The organism is Rhizobium jaguaris, from assembly GCF_003627755.1.
GTDB classification, from domain to species: Bacteria; Pseudomonadota; Alphaproteobacteria; order Rhizobiales; family Rhizobiaceae; genus Rhizobium; species Rhizobium jaguaris.
Genome location: NZ_CP032694.1, coordinates 1,693,200 through 1,713,186 on the forward strand (window position 1 = coordinate 1,693,200; position 19,987 = coordinate 1,713,186).

The following is a 19,987-nucleotide window of genomic DNA, read 5'->3' on the forward strand; positions in this document are numbered from 1 at the left end:
TCATGTTTGTTGCCAGCTTTTCCCTCATCATGATGGCGATGTGAATTTTGTCCCCATGAGCGTTGCGATGCGCTCGTGATTCATGAGGTCAACTTCTGGACTTTATCGTCCGCTATGCCGACAATGCAGCCGATTCATTTGGGCATGCGGAAGGGCATATGATGGCGGATATGGGTAGCAGCGGCGCAACGAGTGCGCCGGTCGGAGATACGCCGGAATTCGTACATCTTCGCGTCCATTCTGCTTTTTCGCTGCTCGAAGGCGCATTGCCGCTGAAGAAGATCCTCGCCAAAGCGGCTGGCGACAATCAGCCGGCCATTGCCATCACCGATACGAACAACCTTTTCGTTGCGCTGGAATTCTCCCAGAAGGCGATGGATGAGGGGTTGCAGCCGATCATCGGCTGCCAGGTGTCGATCGACATGGAAGATGGTGTCGAGAGCGAGAAGCGTGGGCCGCAGCAGGCCTTGGCCAAGCTGCCCTCCATCGTGTTGCTTGCAGCGACCGAGCGGGGCTATGAACGGCTGGTCGATCTTGTCAGCCGGGCCTATCTCGGCGGTGAAGGCAATCAGGCTGCCCATATCACTGCCTCCTGGCTGGAGGAAATTTGTACGGACGGCATGATCGCGCTGACCGGTTCGCTTGGTGGCCCGGTCGATATGGCACTGAAGGACGGCCATGCGCCGCTGGCTCTGTCGCGCCTGTTGACGTTGAAAGGCTTGTTCGGCGATCGGCTTTATGTCGAACTACAGCGTCACGGCACCTATGATCGCCGCCACGAACAGAAGATGATCGCGCTCGCTTATGAGCATGATCTGCCGCTGGTTGCGACCAACGAGGCCTTCTTCCCGACTCGCGACGACTACGATGCCCATGATGCGCTGATGGCCGTCGCCCATAATGCCATCGTTTCGGACGACACTCGTTTCCGTCTTACGCCGGACCATTATTTGAAGAGCCGCGCCGATATGGCAAAGCTGTTCGCCAATCTGCCGGAAGCGTTGGAAAACACCGTCGAGATCGCCCGACGCTGTTCTTTCGTGTTGAAGACACGCAAGCCGATCCTGCCACGCTTCACCGGCGCCACCGACGATGCGGAGGAGGCCGAACGCGCCGAGGCGGCGGAATTGCGCGCCCAGGCGGTCGAAGGTCTCGACCGGCGGCTAGCCTCGCTCGGCATGGCGCCGGGCTATGTGGAGAAGGATTATCGCGAGCGATTGGAATTCGAGCTCAGCGTTATCGAGCGCATGAAGTTCCCCGGCTACTTCCTGATCGTCTCGGACTTCATAAAATGGGCCAAGCAGCACGATATCCCAGTCGGGCCTGGACGCGGTTCGGGCGCAGGCTCGCTGGTCGCCTATGCGCTGACGATCACCGACGTCGATCCGCTGCGCTTCTCGCTGCTGTTCGAGCGCTTCCTGAACCCCGAACGCGTGTCGATGCCGGACTTCGATATCGATTTCTGCCAGGACCGCCGCGAAGAGGTGATCCGCTATGTCCAGGCCAAATATGGCCGGGAGCAGGTGGCGCAGATCATTACCTTCGGTTCGCTGCAGGCGCGCGCCGCCCTTCGCGACGTAGGCCGCGTGCTGGAAATGCCCTATGGTCAGGTCGACAAGATCTGCAAGCTGGTGCCGAACAATCCCGCCAATCCGACACCGCTCAGCAAGGCGATCGAGGAAGAGCCGCGCCTGCAGGAGGAAGCCGACAAGGAACCGGTCGTTGCTCGGCTGCTCGACATCGCTCAGAAGATCGAGGGCCTCTATCGTCATGCCTCGACGCATGCCGCCGGCATCGTCATCGGCGACCGGCCGCTGTCGAAGCTGGTGCCGATGTATCGAGACCCGCGCTCCGACATGCCGGTCACCCAATTCAACATGAAATGGGTGGAACAGGCCGGCCTGGTGAAGTTCGACTTCCTCGGCCTGAAGACGCTGACGGTTTTGAAGACGGCCGTGGATTTCGTCGCCAAGCGCGGCATTACACTCGATCTCGCCAGCATCCCACTCGACGACAAGATGACCTACGACATGCTTTCGCGTGGCGAGACGGTCGGCGTGTTCCAGGTGGAAAGTGCGGGCATGCGCAAGGCTCTGATCGGCATGCGCCCGGACTGCATCGAGGATATCATCGCGCTGGTGGCCCTCTACCGTCCCGGCCCGATGGAAAACATCCCGGTCTACAATGCGCGCAAGCATGGCGAAGAGGAGATCGAATCGATCCATCCGACGATCGACCATCTTCTGAAGGAGACGCAGGGCGTCATCGTCTATCAGGAGCAGGTGATGCAGATCGCCCAGGTCCTGTCCGGCTATTCGCTCGGCGAGGCCGATCTTCTGCGCCGCGCGATGGGCAAGAAGATCAAGGCGGAGATGGACCAGCAGCGCGAACGCTTCGTCGATGGCGCCATCAAGAATGGCGTGCCGAAAGGTCAAGCGGACGTCATTTTCGACCTGCTCGCCAAGTTTGCCAACTACGGCTTCAACAAATCGCACGCCGCCGCCTACGCCATCGTCTCTTACCAGACGGCCTATATGAAGGCGCATTATCCGGTGGAGTTTCTTGCGGCCTCGATGACGCTCGATATGGCAAACACCGAAAAGGTCAACGACTTCCGTCAGGACGCCAAGCGCCTTGGCATCGAAGTCATCGCGCCGTCGATCCAGTCCTCGTTTCGCCATTTCGAGACGGGCGAAAACCGTATCTATTACGCGTTGGCGGCCATCAAGGGTGTCGGCGAATCTGCCGTCGACCATATTGTCGAGGTACGCGGCGACCAGCCTTTTGCGGGCATCGAGGATTTCTGCCTGCGCATCGATCCGAAGCAGATCAACCGCCGTGTGTTGGAAAGCCTGATTGCCGCCGGCGCCTTTGATTGTTTCGACATCGATCGTGCGCAACTGATCGGCGGGCTGGACCGGATCATGGGCTATGCGCAAGTCGCGCAGGAAAATAAGCGAAGCGGCCAGTCCGACATGTTCGGAAGTGCGGCTTCGGGGCCCGAGAAAATCCTGCTCCCAACCTTCACCCCCTGGCTAGCCTCGGAGCGGCTGCTGCGCGAATTTCAGGTGCTCGGCTTCTACCTGACTGCTCATCCGCTGGACAGCTACAAGAACGTGCTCAACAAGATGCGCGTCCAGACCTTCGCCGATTTCTCGGCGGCGGTGAAACAGGGGGCCAGCAACGGCCGCCTGGCCGGCACCGTCATCTCGAAGCAGGAGCGCAAGACGCGAACCGGCAACAAGATGGGCATCTTCGTTTTCTCCGATGCCTCCGGCCAGTTCGAGGCCGTGCTGTTCTCGGAAGTGCTCAATCAATATCGCGACGTGCTGGAAGTCGGCAAATCCTTCGTCATTACCGCACAGGCAGACGAGCGGCCGGAAGGCATCAGCCTGCGCCTGCAAACGGCGCAGTCGCTGGAGGAAAAGTCGCTGCAGATGCAAAAGGCGCTACGCGTCTACGTCCGCGATTCCGGTCCGCTGAAGGCGGTGGCGGCTCACCTCAATGCCAAAGGCGACGGTCTCGTCTCCTTTATCGTCATCAAGGAGGAGGGTAAGCGCGAGGTGGAGGTAGCGCTGCCGGAGAAATATCGAATCACTCCGGAAATTGCAGCCGCACTGCGCACCGCGCCCGGCGTGATCGACGTCGAGCTCGTCTAACCTCGTTTTCCCAACGCGCCGCGATTGGTGATGGTAATGAAATCGGTCTGGTCGCCGGTTTCCGGGCCGATGCCGGTGTCGGAAATCGTCAGCGATGAGCCGGCCGTCAGCAGATCCTCGATCTTGCGCCTGACGTCATTGGGTATCGTGATACGGTCGAGCGCGCGGTCGGCAGCGTCAGGCGATTCCGCTTGCGCCTCGCTGGTGATGTCGAGCCGCTTCTTCGTATCCTTGGAAAGATCGTCTTCCAGTGTCACGCCAAACCAGTCCGCCTTGCCATTCACTTTGTCGATCGTGTGGGCGGTAAAGAAATGCGTGCCGAGCGCTTCCTGCGGCTCGGCGATGATGGCGGGCGCTTCGAACAACGGCTTGAAGTTCTGCCGAACCATGATTTCGCCGTTCGGCGGCTCGCCTTTGCCAGCGACATCGTAGACGGCCTTCATCAGCGGCGGGCTGACTAGTCCGCCCGATGTCGTGATGTTATGCGCCTTCTTGAAGTCCTCGATCGCCTGCACCGTCGCCGGTCCAAGCATGCCGTCCGGTGTACCGGTCGCAAAACCCATGCCGTTCAGCAGACCCTGCAGGTCGCGGACATTTTCGCGCAGACCCCGGCGGGTGATGAGGATGCCGAGCGGTGCCGGATCGATGGGCGCCGCCTGTGCAGCTTGCGGCATGGGCAGGGCAGCGACATCGTTGGTGGCGACCTGCACCGGCTGTGCCTGCGGCAGAAAGGCTGTCGTCGGCCGCAGTTCAAGATCGGAAAACAGAACAGAGGCGGGGACAGCCTCGGGCTGGAACAGCATGGCATGTTCGAAGGGCTGCGGCACCAGCGGCTGGTCGGCGATGACGACGTGCACGCCGCGCTCCGTCATCTGGTAGAGCATCTTGGCGAAAGCCTTGGGCATGCGCACGCAGCCGTGCGAGGCAGGATAATTCGGTACCGAATTGGATTCATGCAGTGCGATGCCGGACCAGGTCAGCCGCTGCATGAAGGGCATCGGCGACGCAGAATAGAGATTGGACTCGTGATAGACCTCCTTCTCCAGAATGGAGAAGATTCCGCTTGGCGTCGCATGGCCGCGTTTGCCGGTCGAAACCTTCGATGTCGCCACCACCTTATCGCCGTCATAGACCGCAAGCGATTGCCGGTCCTTCGACACGACGATCTGCAATGTGCGGGTATCTTCCGCGCCGAAGGCAGGATGAATGAGGGCTGTGGCCGACAACAAGCCAAGTCCGAAAAGAAAACGCGACTTCATATACACATACCAAAACGCAATACTCGTATCGCCGCAAGTTAGACTTCGAAGTTTAAGGAAGACTTGAAAGCAAGCCGTCCACGCAAATTGCTTTTTCGTCGCTTCATCCGGCAAAGGCCTGCCCAATAGGCGCAATTGCGACAGGATGTATTTTATGTATATCTTAAATTGCAGGATGGGGAACCGGGCGGGCGTTCGACATGCATGTGGACGTGATCGAAAAGCAGGAAGATCTGCAAGGGCTGAAAGGCAACTGGGATCGGATCTATGAGATCGACCCGGAAGCGCAGTGTTTCTTGTCCTGGACCTGGATATCGAGCTGGTTTGCCTCGCGTTCTCTGCCTTGGATCGTATTGGCGGCGAGGGAAGACGCCGATGGCGCCTATGTGGCCTTCTTCCCGATCCAGCTCGGCACCGGACTCGACCGGGGCAAGGGCTTCTACAATACCATCGTCTTGGGCGGCTCCTATTTCGCCTCCTATACCGGCATTCTCTGCGATCCCGCCTTCGCCGATGCCGTCGTCCCAGCATTTGCCGATTGCATTCGCTCCTTTCATTGGAGCAGCCTGCATCTCGACGATATCGATCGGTCATCCCTTCGGATCGGGTCTTTCCTCGAGCATTTTCCGACGGCTGACTTTGTCGGCGACAGGGTCAAGCGTCCCGCGCAGATTTCGGACGCGGCCGAGAGGATCGATCCGGAAATCCATGTCCATGTGACGCTGCCGGCGGATTTCGACTCGTTCCTTCGCGACAAATTGCATTGGCGGGCGCGGCGCAATATCCGTCATTGCCTGCGTAAGTTGGAAGGCTCGGCATTCCGGGTGACTCATGGCAACGCCGAAACCATCGAGGCGGATCTGGCGACGCTGCTGAGCCTTTGGGAGAAGCAATGGGGACGGCGCAATCCTGGCTATACGCGCTATGTTCTCGACAACTCGCAGTCCGTTCTGCCGGATTGCTTGGGCAGCGGCAGTCTTTTTCTGCCGATCGTCTGGCATAACCGAGTGCCGATAGCGGCCTCCGCCGTCCTTCTCGATCGCCCTAGAAAGAGTTTGCTCTGTTTCCTGAGTGCGCGTGATGTCTCGGTCCGAGATCTGTCTCCAGGCTTGATGGTGCATGCCTATACGATCCGATGGGCGATAGAGAGCGGCTTTCGAATCTACGATCTCGGTCCTGGCAATTATGAGCACAAGTATATTTTCGGCTCCGTTAGCCGGCGCATCGAGCGCTTTCGGATCGATACAAGGACGGGGCGGAATCTCGGCGAACGGCTGGACCCGCATTGTCTGCCGTTCGTGATTGCCCGCATCAAAAGCCTGTATTCAGCCAGCGATCTGACCAATGCTGAGATCGGCTGCCGACAGGTTCTCGCGATCGAGCCGATGCATCAGGAGGCTTTGGCGCTCTATCGCGAAATCGTGGCGTCGCGAATACTTTGGCAGGCAATCTCGCCGGACGAAACGACGAATATCAGCTCGGACGATCAAGAAGTCGTCGGCCGCGCCGAGGCGGAAAAGCAATGCCGCGCCACCATCGCCGAAAACCCGGGAGACTTCGATGCGGCGCATCGGCTGAGCATACTTCTGATGCTGCGGGGCGAGGCCAGGGAGGCGGAAGCCGAGATTGAACGGGCATTGGAGCTTCGTCCCGACTCCGCCGCGGCCCATTGCACGTATGGCAACCTTCTCGCCGCGGTCAGGGATTTCGAAGGCGCCATCGTCCGTTATGATCAAGCGATCGCTCTCGAGCCAAATCATGCGATTGCCTATAACAATAAGGGAAACGTGCTGCGCCGCCTGGGGCGCTCAGACGAGGCGCTGGCGAGCTATGAAAAGGCGATTGCGATCAGGCCGGACTACGAACAGGCGCGCGCCAATCGGGCGGCACTTTTCGATGAAGAGACGGACATGCTGCCGGCGGCAGTTTAGCTCTCGCGTTTACCGCCGAATGTGTAGCCGGTTTCGACTGTCTTGTTGCCGAATTTTTCCCTGAGCTTATCCATCGCCGCTTCCGCAGCGGCCCGGCGGGTCGCCTGTTCGTCAACCAGATCGGGAGGGTCGGCGCGGGCAGCGTCGCAGAGGTCGGTGACCCCGATGCCGATCAGGCGGAACTTGGTGCCGTCGGTTTCATGTTCGAGCAATCGCAAGCCGGTGCGGAAAATCCGATCGGCAAGCTGGGTCGGGTCTTCCAGCCGGCGGTTGCGGGTGCGGCTTTTGAAATCCGCCGTTTTCAGCTTCAACACGACGGTCTTCCCGGCAATGCCGCTGCGCTTCAGGCGGCGCGATACCTTCTCCGAGAGATCGCGCAGGATCGGCACCAGATCGTCATGGCGGGAAATGTCGTCGAAGAAGGTCGTCTCCGACGATACGCTCTTTGCGGCTTCGTTCGGATGCACCGTGCGATCATCGATGCCGCGCGACAGGCGGAAGAGCCGCTGGCCAATGACGCCGTAGCGGCGCATCAGATCGCCTTCCTCCATCGTCTGCAATTGGCCGATGGTGCGGATGCCATCGCCTTCCAGCGTCGTCGCAAAGGCCTTGCCGACGCCCCAGATGGTGGTCACCGAACGCGGTTCCAGAAACGACACGGCCTCCTGCCGCCCGATGACCGAAAAGCCGCGCGGTTTCTGCAGGTCGGAAGCAACCTTGGCGAGGAACTTGCAATAGGAAAGGCCGACCGAAATGGTGATGCCGATCTCGCTTTCGATGCGCTTGGCGAATTTTGCCAGAATGCGAGCCGGCGGATCATGGTGCAGGCGCTGTGTGCCCTCAAGCTCCAGAAAGGCCTCGTCGATGGAAAGGGGCTGCACCAGAGGTGTCAACTCCTGCATCAGCGCCCGCACTTCGCGGCCGACGCGGACATATTTTTCCATATTCGGGCGGATGACGACCGCCTGCGGACAGGCCTCCAGCGCCTTGAACATCGGCATGGCCGAGCGGACGCCGTGAATGCGGGCGATATAGCAGGCGGTCGACACGACGCCGCGCTTGCCGCCTCCGATGATGACCGGCTTGTCGGCCAGTTCCGGATTGTCGCGCTTCTCGATCGAGGCATAGAAGGCATCGCAATCGATGTGCGCCAGTGTCAGGCCGTAGAGTTCGCGATGATAGACAAGGCGCGGACTGCCACAAGCCCGGCAACGCGTGCGCTCGGCCGATTGCTCGCTCAAGCAATCGCGGCAAAAACCGGAAACTTTATAGGGCGCGCTGATCATAAAAATAGAACAAAAATTGAACATCGCTACCTTATGTTTTAAGCTCGTGAGTCTCAAGACGGAAAACAGCTGGGAGGAGATGTTGGAAGAATTGAAAGCGCTGCCGTTGACGCCGAGTCGCTGGGACGATTTCGAGACGCTCTTCGGACCGAGCGGCGCCTGCTACGGCTGCTGGTGTACCCATTTCCGCATTCCGACATCCGACCGCAAAACCATGGATGGCGAGGCGAAGAAAGAATTCATGCAGGCTCGCGTCGCCGCCGGCTCGCCGCCGGGCCTTCTCGGCTATGTCGGCGAGCGTCCCGTCGCCTGGACGCAGGTCGGCCCTCGATCGGAACTGCCGCAGTGGAATTCTCCGAAAACCGTATCGCGGCCGCTCGAACTCGGGGATGCCGAGGACAACTCGGTCTGGGCTGTGAGCTGTTTTTTCATGAATTCGCGTGACCGCGGCAAGGGATATAGCCATCGCATGCTGTCGGAAGCGGTGAATTTTGCCAAAGCCTCCGGCGCACGCATTCTGGAAGGCTGTCCGATCGAGCGGACGAAGCAGTCGAAATCCGTCGGCCTCTATGTCGGTTCGCTGCGCATATTCGAGGCAGCCGGATTTTCCGAAGTCGCAAAACGAAAGGACGGGCGCCCTTTGATGCGCCTCTTTCTCTGATGCCGGCTCGGGGGAACTCAGCCGGTGATATGGGCATGGATCAACGGCGCCGCCTGAGCCCAGTCGTTCGCCTGGGGAATATCGGCCGCGGCAGCCGGCGCCATGCGATGGACGATCGAATCCGGCTTCAAGTTGATGAGAAGGCAGCTTGCGACATGGTCGCGGACCGAATGCAGATTGTGCGCCATATCGTCGATGAAGGCGACGGGCAGGGTGCGCTCGCCGTGCAGTGCCTGCACGATTGGCCCCTTCGCCTGCAGCGAGGCGAGCAGCGGATAGGCGAGGCCAAGTCTGTCGAGAAGGCGACGGCGCTGCGCCCAGAATTGCGGCGGCATGGCGGTGAGGAAGACGATGTCGGCGTCCTTGGAGAAGCCACCGAGAGTATCGACAACCCGATCGAAGGGTGTCTGCCACTGCTCCTGCGCTTCGAAAAAGGCGTCGATCAGGCGACGGACCTCCTGTTCTTCCAGCGCCTCGCCGCTTGCCTTGGAAATGACGTTGCCGGTCAGCCGGAAGGAACGCGGCAGGAATTCATGGCCTTCACCGTCCAGAAAGACCAGGAAAGGAGCGAAGAAGTGCAGCACGACATCATCGACGTCGCAGACGATCAGCGGCCGGTCTCCGAGGCGGATATGCGATGTGTCCAGTTCGATTGCAGTGTCCATCGTCAATATTCACCAGAGGAAAGACCGGGCGGCGAGAAATGCGCCGAAGCGGCGGCAACCGTTTCGGGCGCGATGCCGCTTGCCTGGCAGAATGCAAGCAATGTCGGCTCGTGGTTCATCAGGAAATCCAGCATACCTGCAAGAAAAGCGGGCTGGTTGATGGCGTTGCGCACTTGCGCCGCTTCGACGCCGGTCAGGGCCAGGAAGCGGCCGAACATATCCGGCTCATTGGCCAGCCAGCCAAGTACGGCGATCGCAGTTTCCTGCGGATCGGCCGCTGCCTTCTTCGGGTTCTTGAAGTTGCTTTGCATTTTGAGCGGTAAATTACCTTTTTTTCAACCAAATGCCGCTAGCATCGGGTTCAAGTATTTCTGGAATCGATTTCTCGCGACGTTATATTTTCATAGAATGGATGCAATACCGGATGCAGGGACAGCTCTCCATGCCTAAGCAGGTGATGATTGTAGAAGACAACGAGCTCAATATGAAGCTCTTTCGCGATCTGATCGAGGCGTCCGGCTACACGACGATCCAGACCAGAAATGGCATGGAAGCACTTGATCTTGCTCGAAAACATCGCCCGGACCTGATCCTCATGGACATCCAGCTTCCGGAAGTCTCCGGGCTCGAGGTGACGAAGTGGCTGAAGGAAGACGATGATTTGCACGTCATTCCGGTGATCGCGGTGACAGCCTTTGCGATGAAGGGCGACGAGGAGCGTATCCGTCAAGGCGGCTGCGAGGCCTATGTCTCCAAGCCGATCTCTGTCCCGAAATTCATCGAGACGATTAAGACTTATTTGGGCGACGCTTGAGCGCGGGGAAAGACTGATGACCGCGCGCATCCTAGTGGTTGACGATGTTCCCGCGAATGTGAAGCTACTCGAAGCGCGGTTGCTGGCCGAGTATTTCGACGTGCTGACCGCGGAGGATGGCTTGAAGGCGCTCGCTATCTGCGAGAGCACCCAGGTCGATCTCATCCTGCTCGACATCATGATGCCTGGCATGGACGGCTTTGAAGTCTGTGAACGGCTGAAGTCCGATCCACGTACCACCCATATTCCCGTAGTCATGGTCACAGCGCTCGATCAACCGGCCGACCGCGTGCGTGGCCTGAAAGCCGGCGCCGACGATTTTCTGACCAAGCCGGTAAACGACCTTCAGCTCATTTCGCGGGTCAAGAGCCTACTGCGCCTGAAGACGCTCAGCGATGAGCTGCGCATGCGCAACGAGACGGCCCGCAACTTCGGCATCGACGACTTGCTGCGCTTGGGCGATGGTCGCGTCGACGAGGACGGCCATGTGTTGCTGGTCGACGGCCGCGCCAATTCGCAGGAGCGTATCATCCGCGCCCTGAAACCGATTGCAGAGGTGACGGTGACGTCCGATCCGCAGGCCGCCCTGGTCGAAGCTGCGGAAAAGCCGTTCGAGCTCGTCATCGTCAACTCGAATTTCGATGATTACGACCCGCTAAGGCTTTGCTCGCAGCTCCGCTCGCTGGAGCGGACGCGCTTCCTGCCGGTGCTGCTGGTGACCGATCAAGGGGCTGACGAGATGATCGTCCGGGCGCTCGATCTTGGCGTCAACGACTATATTGTCCGCCCTCTCGATCCGAACGAGCTGGTTGCCCGCTGCCTGACGCAGATCCGCCGCAAGCGATACAACGACCGGCTGCGGGCGAGTGTGCAACACACGATCGAGCTTGCTGTCACCGACGCGCTCACCGGCCTCAACAACAGGCGCTATCTCGACAATCACCTGAAGATTCTCTTCAACCGCTCTCTGACGCGCGGACGGCCGCTCTCCGTGTTGATCACCGATATCGACCGCTTCAAACAGGTGAACGACACCTATGGCCACGATGCAGGTGATGAAGTGCTAAGGGAGTTTGCCGCCCGTATTCGCTCTGCCGTACGCGGCGCGGATCTGGCCTGCCGCTATGGCGGCGAGGAATTCGTGGTGGTTATGCCGGATACGTCCCCCGAGGTTTCCGCCGCTGTTGCCGAGCGCCTGCGCGCTGCGGTGGAGACCATGCCCTTCACGCTGCGGGAGTTGGGGGTCGCGCTCGATGTCACCGCCTCCTTCGGTATTGCGTCTCGTTTGGAGACGGTCGAAACACCCGAGCAGCTGATGAAATATGCCGATCGCGCCCTGTATCAGGCCAAAAACGCGGGCCGCAACCGTGTTGTCGCGGCAGCCGCCTGATCGAAACGATCCGACCCTGTTTAAAGCCCCTTCAATATCCAGGGGCTTTTCTGAGTTATAAACAGGGATTAACAAATTTTAATCTTTGTTCCACAGCCATGTGCACGCCGATTTCCACGCGAGAATAGGCTTTATAATCGGGTCAACAAATTCGCATAAATACTTGCTATATTGACAGAAATACGATGCCTATTGCGAATATTCTGCAATAGAATCGTCCGGTAAGAAGTTGAATCAGTAAAAAACTATGAGTATATGATGTATATCATAATTTTCATTATGGTGTGCAAATGCGCTCAAATATCTGTAGTGAGAGTTTGCTAGGAAAGCGGTAATTATCTCTTCATTTTTGAAGTGTACTCGCTTTTTGATTGTTATTTTTTCAGGCAACGGAACTGAATGAAAACGCGAATTTTAACCATTCGGCCAAACGAAGATTTTTTATCATTAAGAATTTGTTGATTTTCTTCCGATTTCGCGCAAATTTAGTTTCATACAAGGATAGCCCGCAAGGGCGTGAAGATACCCCATGATGCTCAGGTCCGCCGCATCTCCTGGGTCGTGGGGTCGGTCGGCTGGCAGGCAATTTCAAGCGGTTCCTCGTGCCGTTTTGCAGGCTAGCCGGCCCCCAGCTTAAAACGCCGCCTTCCAACGGAAGAGCGGCGTTTTTCTTTGTCATTTAATATCAGAAAGTTGCATTTTAGCTTTTGCTGTTTTTTCTGTACCTTCATAAGGTTTTGCACAGAAAAAAGAATGCGGCCAAAAGAAAAAGGCGCTAACCTTCCGGTTGCGCCCTTTTGTAATCAGAAGTTTAGGAAACTTACTTGATCTTCGTTTCCTTGAATTCGACGTGCTTCTTAGCAACCGGGTCGTACTTCGTCTTGGTCATCTTGTCCGTCATCGTGCGGCTGTTCTTCGTCGTGACGTAGAAGAAACCGGTGTCGGCCGTCGACAGCAGCTTGATCTTGATGGTGGTAGCTTTGGCCATGGTCGTCCTGCCTTTAAGAAAAATGAAAGCCGTGGACGGCCAGTGCGGAGGTCCACGGCAAATTCTGGCGCGAAACTACAAATCGCGCCCGAAAAGTCAACCCCTGCTGCCCATGAAAAGCACCCGTATCGCCGAAAGCAGGACATAAAGCCCAAAGAAAAAGGCGATTGCCCAGGCAAAACCGCTGGGGTTGGCAATATCCATGGCAGTACCGATCGCCGGCGGGCCGAGGACCATGCCAACTGCATAACAGAAAACGAAAGCGGCATTGGCCGCCACAAGATCCGCGCCCGTCAGCCGCGTTCCGAGGTGGCTCAGGCCCACCGTATACATGCCGGAGACGCAACCGCCCCAGAACAGCAGGATAACCGCCAGAAGTATCCAATTCGAGGCAAGCGAGGGCAATAGGAGCGCGCCGATCAGGCCGATGGCTGCCATGATCGACAGTAGCGTCCGCTTGTCGCGCAGGTGGTCGGCAAGCAGCCCCAGGGGGATCTGAAAGACAAAGTTGCCGACGCCCATCACGGTCAGCAGAAGTGCGGCCTGTGATTCGTTGAAGCCCAGACGAGTCGCATAGCTGGTGAACAGCGATCCCCCGCCGACGGTCACGGCGCCGAACACGAAGACGGCAGCCGTGGCCGTCGGTACCAGGAAGACGTAACGGATGAAGTGCAGTTCCGGCTTTTCGTCGACGATGGGACTCTCGTTGCGGGCGATGAAAATCGGAATCGTCGCCGCCAGAATGATGCAGGCGCCGATGATGAAGGGCATCAGCCCCTCGCTGCCGACCAGCGAGAAAAGCAGGGGCCCGGCCGCGAAGCCGAGCGAGAAAACTGTGGAATAGAGGCCGAGAACGAAGCCGCGCTTGGAGGGCGGGGAGGCGGCATTGATCCAGAATTCCGACAGGATGAAGAGGGTGGTGGTGGACCCGTGGAAGATCAGGCGCAGCGGAAACCAGAGCAGCAGGCTTTCGGCGTAATAGAACCCGAGCGAGCTCAGCGCGGAGAGCACGACGGCCCAGATCATCGTCTGCACGACACCAAATCGGTGGGCAAGCTTGGTGGTGATCAGCGCCGCTATCATTGCGGCGATCCCCATCATCGCCGTATTGAGCCCGATCAGGCTCGAGGGAATGCCGCGTTTTTCCAGGATGATGCTGAGAAGCGGAAGGCCAAGGCCGATAGCGATGCCGACAGCGGAAACGGACGAAATGGCGGCGACGAGCGAAGGCCAATGAATTTCTTCGACTTGGCCGGCCTTGCCGTTCGTCGGTTCAAACATGAATTGATCCTTAGAGCATGTGGCGAACGAATCGTTCGCAACGCAGAAGATAGAAAGGCACGGCTCGGCCAAATCCAGGTGACGGGTCGGCTTTCATGGGATCGATCACATCCTCCGGAATGATCCTCTCGACGCCCGGCATGTTCAGACAAGAAATGCCGCCAATGTCAAGCCATTGGAGTTCAAGCAATTCCCGCGAATCACGAATATATGGTGGATCGATGCCGGTTCTGTCCGAAGGGAGTAATGGGGCACGCCGGCACCCGCCAGCCGGCAAGGCTGGTGATATCCGTTCGAGCACATCGTTCACGAGCGGCCGTTCCTCTGATCCCATTCTTCCGGACTGTCGTCATGGCCGCCGAAGCCATGCATCCGTAGGGCCCATTGCAGGCCGATGACGCCGCCCTTGATCGGTTGGATCACGGCAAGCGCGGTGATCACGGTGATCGGAGCCCATATTGCGAGATGCGCCCAGATCGGCAGGTGAAAGACCGTATCGGTCAGCAAATAGCCACCGACGACGACATGGCCGAGCACCAGAACCACCAGATAGGGCGGCAGGTCGTCGGCACGCTGATGGAACAGCTCCTCGCCGCAGACGGCGCAACGATCGACGGGCTTTAAGAAGGCGCCGAAGAGCTTTCCCGTGCCGCAGTGCGGGCAGCGGTTCAGCAGGCCGCGGACAATCGAGCGCCCGAGCGGGCGTTCTGCCTCGTCGGGGCCGCCATAGCGGGTCATGGGATCGGGCGGGCTGCTCGTCATGAACATTTCCTTCCTGCCGGCAGCCGCCGTTTATCGGCGCCCGCGCGGCGGCCTTGTTCCCGGCGCTTTGCGTGCCGGGGTCTTATTGCGTCGCGTCGCCTTGTGGAAGGAGCGCACCGCCGTGGGCATGTCGCGGCCATCGCTGAGCATTTCGAAGCGCAAAGCACCGGCAAGCGGGATCGCTTCCGCCAGACGCACTGTGACGCTGTCGCCGAGGCGAAAGCCGAGCCCCGTCTTTTCACCCGTCAACGCCTGATGCGCCTCGTCATAAATGAAATAGTCGGAGCCGAGCGTAGATATAGGGATGAAGCCGTCGGCGCCATAGTCGGGCAGGGTGACAAAAAGTCCCGATTTGGTGACACCGCCGACACGGGCCTCGAATTCCTCGCCGATGCGTCCGGCGAGATGGTGCGCAATCAGCCGGTCGACCGTCTCGCGCTCGGCAGCCATAGCGCGGCGTTCGAAGGTCGAAATTTCAGCAGCGATATCGTCGAGGGTTGCTTCCTCGTCCGGCGTAATGCCGCCTTCGCCGAAGCCAAGCGAGCCCACGAGCGCGCGATGCACGATCAAATCCGCATAGCGGCGGATCGGCGAGGTGAAATGCGCGTATTTCATCAGGTTCAGGCCGAAATGCCCAATATTGTCAGGGCTGTAGATCGCCTGGCTCTGTGAGCGCAGCACCATCTCGTTGACCATGGTCTGATGCGCCGTGCCTTCGGCCTTCGCCAGAATACCGTTGAAGCTGTTGGCCCGGACATTCCCACCCTTGACGAGCGAGATGCCGAGCGTCGCAAGGAATTCGCGCAGCACTTCCTGCTTGGCAAGCGTCGGGCCGTCGTGGATGCGGTAGATCAGCACCTGGCGCTTCTTTTCCAGCGTTTCGGCAGCGGCGACATTCGCCTGGATCATCATTTCTTCGATGAGTTTGTGGGCGTCGAGACGCGGCGGCACGAAGACCCGGTCCACTGTGCCGTCCGGCTTCAGCAGGATCTTGCGTTCAAGCATGTCGAGTTCGAGCGGCTGGCGCCGGTCGCGGCCGCGCCTCATGATCTCATAGGCATGCCAAAGCGGCTTGAGGATCGGTTCCAGCATCGGCCCGGTCTTGTCGTCCGGCTTGCCGTCGATCGCCGCCTGCGCCTGTTGATAGGAGAGTTTGGCGGCACTCTTCATCATGATGCGATGAAAGCTGTGGCCCGCCTTGCGGCCTTCCTTGGAAAAGACCATCCGCACGGCAAGGGCGGGGCGGTCGACGCCTTCCTTGAGGGAACAGAGATCGTTGGAAATGCGCTCGGGCAGCATCGGCACGACGCGATCCGGGAAGTAGACCGAATTGCCGCGTTTCAGCGCCTCGCGATCCAGCGCGGAGCCGGGGCGGACATACCAGGAGACGTCCGCGATCGCGACGTTGACGATTACGCCGCCGGGATTGTCCGGAGAGGGATCCATTTCAGCGTAGACCGCGTCGTCATGGTCCTTGGCGTCAGCAGGGTCGATGGTGATCAGCGGCAGGCTGCGCCAATCCTCGCGATGCGACATGGTGGCAGGCTTGGCGGCGTCCGCTTCGGCAATGGCGGCTTGCGGGAAGACATGCGGAATGCCGTGCGCATGGATGGCGATCATCGAGATCGCCTTTTCCGAGGCGACGGAGCCGACCACCGACAGCACCTTGGCGCGCGGCAGGCCAAAGCGGCCGAGGCGGGCCACTTCGACTTCGACCAGATCGCCGTCCTTGGCGTCGCCGGTATAATCCGGATCGATGACCATTTCCTCGCCGCGCCGCTCGATCGGCATCAGCCGCCCACCGCCGCCCGGCGTTTCGCGGAAGACACCCACGGTCGCGGCCAGACGCTTGTCGATGACCCTGATGATGCGCCCGGAATAGGCCGGACCGCCGCGATCGACAGCCGGAAAAATCTTGGCGAGGATGCGGTCGCCCATGCCGGCGACGGGTGCCTTGCCCTTGCCGTTGCGGCCGGCGGGCGAGGAGGATTGCTTGATCAGCACGGCCGGTGCCACACCGTTTTCCTCCGGCCATTCGGTGGGACGGCCGATCAGTTCGCCGTCCTTGTCGCGCGTGGTGATGTCGAGGACGGCGATCGGCGGTAGTGCCCCGGGGCGGATGAGCGACTTGCGGCTCTTCTGCACCATGCCGTCTTCTTCAAGCTCACGCAGGAGGTTCTTGAGCGCGACACGGCTCTCGCCCTTCAATCCGAAGGCCTTGGCAAGCTCCCGCTTGGAAGCCTGCTGAGGGTGCTCGGCGATGAAGCGCAGAATGACTTCGCGCGGCGGCAGCACGCCGTGGACGATCGCCATCATCGGTTCCTGATTGCCGCTGTTTTTCGTCGCGCGGCCAGCCTTGCCGGGGCGTCGCTCCGACGATGAAATCCTGCCGCGCGGTTCTCTGCTCACTCTGCGCTCTTCTTCGTTGTCTTGGCCGTTTTCGCCTTGGCGGGAGCCTTTGTAGCCGTCTTGGCCTTTGGCTTGGCCGCAGTCTTCGTCGTCTTGCTGGCGGCAGCCGCGGTCTTGGCCTTTGCCGGCTTCGCGCCACCGGATTTGCCGGCCTTTGCAGCGATCAGCGCCAGGGCTTCTTCAACCGTGATCGCCTGCGGATCCGTACCCTTCGGCAGGGTCGCATTGACCTTGCCCCAATTGACGTAGGGTCCGTATTTGCCGTCACGAACAGTAATCGTGCCGCCGCCGTCCGGATGTTCGCCGAGATCCTTCAATGCTGCTGGCGTGCCGCCGCGTGCTCCGCCGCCGGCGGCCTTGCTCTGCTTTTCAGCCAGAACGGTTACGGCGCGGTTGAGGCCGACGGTGAAAACATCCTCGACCGTCTCGAGATTGGCATAGCTGCCGTCATGCAGCAGGAACGGCCCGTAGCGGCCGATGCCGGACGAAATCATCTTGCCGCTTTCCGGATGTTTGCCAATATCGCGCGGAAGCGAGATCAGCGCCATGGCCTTTTCATAGTCGATATCCTCGGGCTTCCAACCCTTCGGCAGCGAGGCGCGCTTGGCTTCCTTGCCGTCGCCGCGCTGGATATAGGGCCCGAAGCGACCGGAACGCAGCGTCAGCTCCTCGCCGGTTACCGGATCGGTGCCGAGTGCCTTCGGTTCGTTCAAGCCGGTGGCTTCGGCCTCTGTGCCGCCTTCCGAGGAAAGCTGGCGCGTGTAGTTGCATTCCGGATAGTTCGAGCAGCCGATGAAGGCGCCGTATTTGCCGAGTTTCAGCGACAGGTTGCCCGTGCCGCAGACCTGGCAGATACGCGGGTCGCCGCCGTCTTCCCGCTTCGGGAAGACCAGCGGTGCGAGCGCTTCGTTCAGCGCGTCGAGGACATTGGTGACGCGCAGCTCCTTCGTATCCTCGATCTGGGCAAAGAAATCGCGCCAGAAGTCGCGCAGCACGTCCTTCCAGTTCAATTCGCCGGCGGAGATGCGATCGAGCTTCTCCTCGAGATCGGCAGTGAAGTCGTATTCGACGTATTTCGTGAAGAAGCTTTCGAGGAAGGCCGTGACGAGCCGGCCCTTGGCTTGCGGCACCAGCTTGCGCTTGTCGATCGTCACATAGTCGCGGTCGCGCAGCGTCGCCAGTGTTGCCGCATAGGTCGACGGGCGGCCGATGCCGAGCTCTTCCATCTTCTTGATCAGCGATGCTTCCGAATAACGCGGCGGCGGCTCGGTGAAGTGCTGGGTCGAATTGATCTTCTGCTTGGCGAGGTTTTCGCGCGCATTGATCTCCGGCAGGCGGCCATCCTCGTCGTCTGCATCGTCGCTCTGCTCGCCGTCTTCCTTCTGGTCGGTGTAGGCGGCGATGAAGCCATCGAAGCGGATCACCGACCCGACAGCGCGCAGACCGGCCTTCTGGCCGGCATTATCAGCCAGGATCTCGACGGTGGTCCGCTCGATCTCGGCCGAGGCCATCTGGCTGGCAATGCCGCGCTTCCAGATGAGGTCATAGAGCCTGATCTGATCGGCATCGAGGAAGTTGCGGACGCGATCCGGCGAGCGATCGAAATCGGTCGGACGTATCGCCTCGTGCGCCTCTTGAGCGTTCTTCGCCTTGGTCGAATAGAAGCGTGCCTTTTCCGGCAGATAGCGATTGCCGAACTGATCGGCGATCGAGCGCCGTGCCGCGTCGATCGCTTCCGGCGCCATCTGCACACCGTCCGTACGCATATAGGTGATGAGACCGACGGTCTCGCCGCCAATATCGACGCCTTCATAGAGCTTCTGCGCGATCTGCATCGTGCGGGATGCCGAGAAGCCGAGCTTGGAGGAGGCGGCCTGCTGCAGAGTGGACGTGGTGAAAGGCGGGCTCGGATTGCGCTTGACCGGCTTTGCCTCGACCGTATCGACGACGTAAGCCGCGCCTTCCAGCAGCGCCTTCAGCTTGCCGGCGTCTTCGCCATTACCGATCGAGCGCGGCTGCAGGCGCTTGCCGTTGGCCGCGACGAGCCGCGCTTCGAATTCGTCACCGCGCGGTGTCTTCAGGATCGCCGAGAGATTCCAGTATTCTTCGGAGATGAAACGTTCGATCTCCGACTCGCGGTCGCAGACGAGGCGCAAGGCCACTGACTGCACGCGGCCGGCCGAGCGGGCACCCGGCAGCTTGCGCCACAGCACCGGCGACAGATTGAAGCCGACGAGATAGTCGAGGGCGCGGCGAGCAAGATAGGCGTCGACCAGCGGCACGTCGATGTCGCGCGGCTCGGCCATCGCATCGAGCACTGCCTTCTTGGTGATGGCATTGAAGACGACGCGCTTCACCGGCTTGCCGTTGATGACGCGCTTCTTGTTCAAGAGGTCGAGCACGTGCCAGGAAATCGCTTCGCCTTCGCGATCCGGGTCGGTCGCGAGAATCAGGCCGTCGGAGGATTTCACCGCGTCGGCGATGTCCTTCATGCGCTTTTGCGAAGCGCCATCGACTTCCCAGAGCATCTCGAAATCTTGATCCGGCAGCACCGAACCGTCTTTGGCGGGCAGGTCACGCACATGGCCGAAGGAAGCAAGAACCTTATATCCGGGTCCCAGATATTTGTTGATTGTCTTGGCCTTGGCAGGCGATTCCACCACTACAACGTTCATCATAAATCTCTGAATACGAGGTCGCGCCGGAAAAAGGCGCAGGAGAGACCGGGTATTTTAGTCTCCCCGGCCTTCCGACATGGACAGGGAATTCGTCGCGGTCAAGAGGCGAAGTCGAATTTTGCGGTCGGCGCTGCGATACGATCCTTGTTGGATGACATCAATGCTACAATCCTGAATAAACGTTTTCGCATGCCCCCTGCGGTT

General features: G+C 59.7%; 15 protein-coding genes. 5 read left to right on the forward strand and 10 right to left on the reverse strand.

The features are described 5' to 3' along the window. The first annotated feature begins 161 nt into the window (after positions 1-161). Positions 162-3,659 (forward strand): DNA polymerase III subunit alpha, encoded by a 3,498-nt coding sequence (dnaE, locus tag CCGE525_RS08255; RefSeq protein WP_245472137.1) that lies wholly within the window; start codon positions 162-164, stop codon positions 3,657-3,659. Here the strand turns inward: dnaE and CCGE525_RS08260 are convergent. Further along, positions 3,656-4,918: a L,D-transpeptidase family protein gene (locus CCGE525_RS08260; RefSeq protein ID WP_120703861.1), complete on the reverse strand. Its 1,263-nt coding sequence runs from the start codon at positions 4,916-4,918 to the stop codon at positions 3,656-3,658. The genes dnaE and CCGE525_RS08260 overlap by 4 nt on opposite strands. A gap of 200 nt (positions 4,919-5,118) precedes the next feature. Here CCGE525_RS08260 and CCGE525_RS08265 point away from each other — a divergent pair, with 200 nt between their 5' ends. Beyond that, positions 5,119-6,849 (forward strand): GNAT family N-acetyltransferase, encoded by a 1,731-nt coding sequence (locus CCGE525_RS08265; RefSeq protein ID WP_120703862.1) that lies wholly within the window; start codon positions 5,119-5,121, stop codon positions 6,847-6,849. Here CCGE525_RS08265 and CCGE525_RS08270 read toward each other — a convergent pair. Further along, on the reverse strand, positions 6,846-8,135 hold the full coding sequence (locus tag CCGE525_RS08270; protein ID WP_120706323.1) for a DNA polymerase IV: 1,290 nt from the start codon (positions 8,133-8,135) through the stop codon (positions 6,846-6,848). The genes CCGE525_RS08265 and CCGE525_RS08270 overlap by 4 nt on opposite strands. Before the next feature lie 79 nt (positions 8,136-8,214). Here CCGE525_RS08270 and CCGE525_RS08275 point away from each other — a divergent pair, with 79 nt between their 5' ends. Then, positions 8,215-8,796: a GNAT family N-acetyltransferase gene (locus CCGE525_RS08275; protein ID WP_120703863.1), complete on the forward strand. Its 582-nt coding sequence runs from the start codon at positions 8,215-8,217 to the stop codon at positions 8,794-8,796. Positions 8,797-8,813: 17 nt separating this feature from the next. Here the strand turns inward: CCGE525_RS08275 and CCGE525_RS08280 are convergent, their stop codons facing one another. Continuing rightward, on the reverse strand, positions 8,814-9,461 hold the full coding sequence (locus tag CCGE525_RS08280) for a hypothetical protein (RefSeq protein ID WP_120703864.1): 648 nt from the start codon (positions 9,459-9,461) through the stop codon (positions 8,814-8,816). A gap of 2 nt (positions 9,462-9,463) precedes the next feature. Continuing rightward, positions 9,464-9,772: a DUF3572 domain-containing protein gene (locus CCGE525_RS08285; RefSeq protein ID WP_120703865.1), complete on the reverse strand. Its 309-nt coding sequence runs from the start codon at positions 9,770-9,772 to the stop codon at positions 9,464-9,466. A gap of 131 nt (positions 9,773-9,903) precedes the next feature. Here CCGE525_RS08285 and CCGE525_RS08290 point away from each other — a divergent pair, with 131 nt between their 5' ends. Together CCGE525_RS08290 and CCGE525_RS08295 are read left to right on the forward strand one after the other, a co-directional pair. Continuing rightward, positions 9,904-10,275: a response regulator gene (locus CCGE525_RS08290; RefSeq protein ID WP_028754034.1), complete on the forward strand. Its 372-nt coding sequence runs from the start codon at positions 9,904-9,906 to the stop codon at positions 10,273-10,275. 16 nt (positions 10,276-10,291) lie between these two features. Continuing rightward, positions 10,292-11,665 carry a PleD family two-component system response regulator gene (locus CCGE525_RS08295; protein ID WP_120703866.1) on the forward strand — a complete coding sequence of 458 codons (1,374 nt, stop codon included), beginning with the start codon at positions 10,292-10,294 and terminating at the stop codon, positions 11,663-11,665. Between the two features lie 820 nt (positions 11,666-12,485). On the opposite strand, the gene rpmG is transcribed toward CCGE525_RS08295, so the two are convergent. From rpmG to topA, 6 genes are all read right to left on the reverse strand, one after another. After that, a complete protein-coding gene (gene rpmG / locus CCGE525_RS08300; RefSeq protein WP_003547442.1) occupies positions 12,486-12,653 on the reverse strand; it encodes a 50S ribosomal protein L33 in 168 nt (55 codons plus the stop codon). A 96-nt stretch (positions 12,654-12,749) separates the two neighbouring features. Continuing rightward, positions 12,750-13,934 (reverse strand): MFS transporter, encoded by a 1,185-nt coding sequence (locus tag CCGE525_RS08305; RefSeq protein WP_120703867.1) that lies wholly within the window; start codon positions 13,932-13,934, stop codon positions 12,750-12,752. A 10-nt stretch (positions 13,935-13,944) separates the two neighbouring features. Continuing rightward, a complete protein-coding gene (locus tag CCGE525_RS08310) occupies positions 13,945-14,244 on the reverse strand; it encodes a hypothetical protein (RefSeq protein ID WP_162950140.1) in 300 nt (99 codons plus the stop codon). Further along, on the reverse strand, positions 14,241-14,696 hold the full coding sequence (locus tag CCGE525_RS08315) for a DUF983 domain-containing protein (protein ID WP_120703869.1): 456 nt from the start codon (positions 14,694-14,696) through the stop codon (positions 14,241-14,243). Before CCGE525_RS08315 ends, CCGE525_RS08310 begins: the two co-directional genes overlap by 4 nt. Before the next feature lie 30 nt (positions 14,697-14,726). Then, positions 14,727-17,105, reverse strand: coding sequence for a ribonuclease R (gene rnr, locus CCGE525_RS08320; protein WP_120703870.1), 2,379 nt, complete (start codon positions 17,103-17,105; stop codon positions 14,727-14,729). After that, positions 17,102-19,780 (reverse strand): type I DNA topoisomerase, encoded by a 2,679-nt coding sequence (gene topA / locus CCGE525_RS08325; RefSeq protein WP_120703871.1) that lies wholly within the window; start codon positions 19,778-19,780, stop codon positions 17,102-17,104. The genes rnr and topA overlap by 4 nt, the downstream gene beginning before the upstream one ends. Between the last annotated feature and the right edge of the window lie 207 nt (positions 19,781-19,987).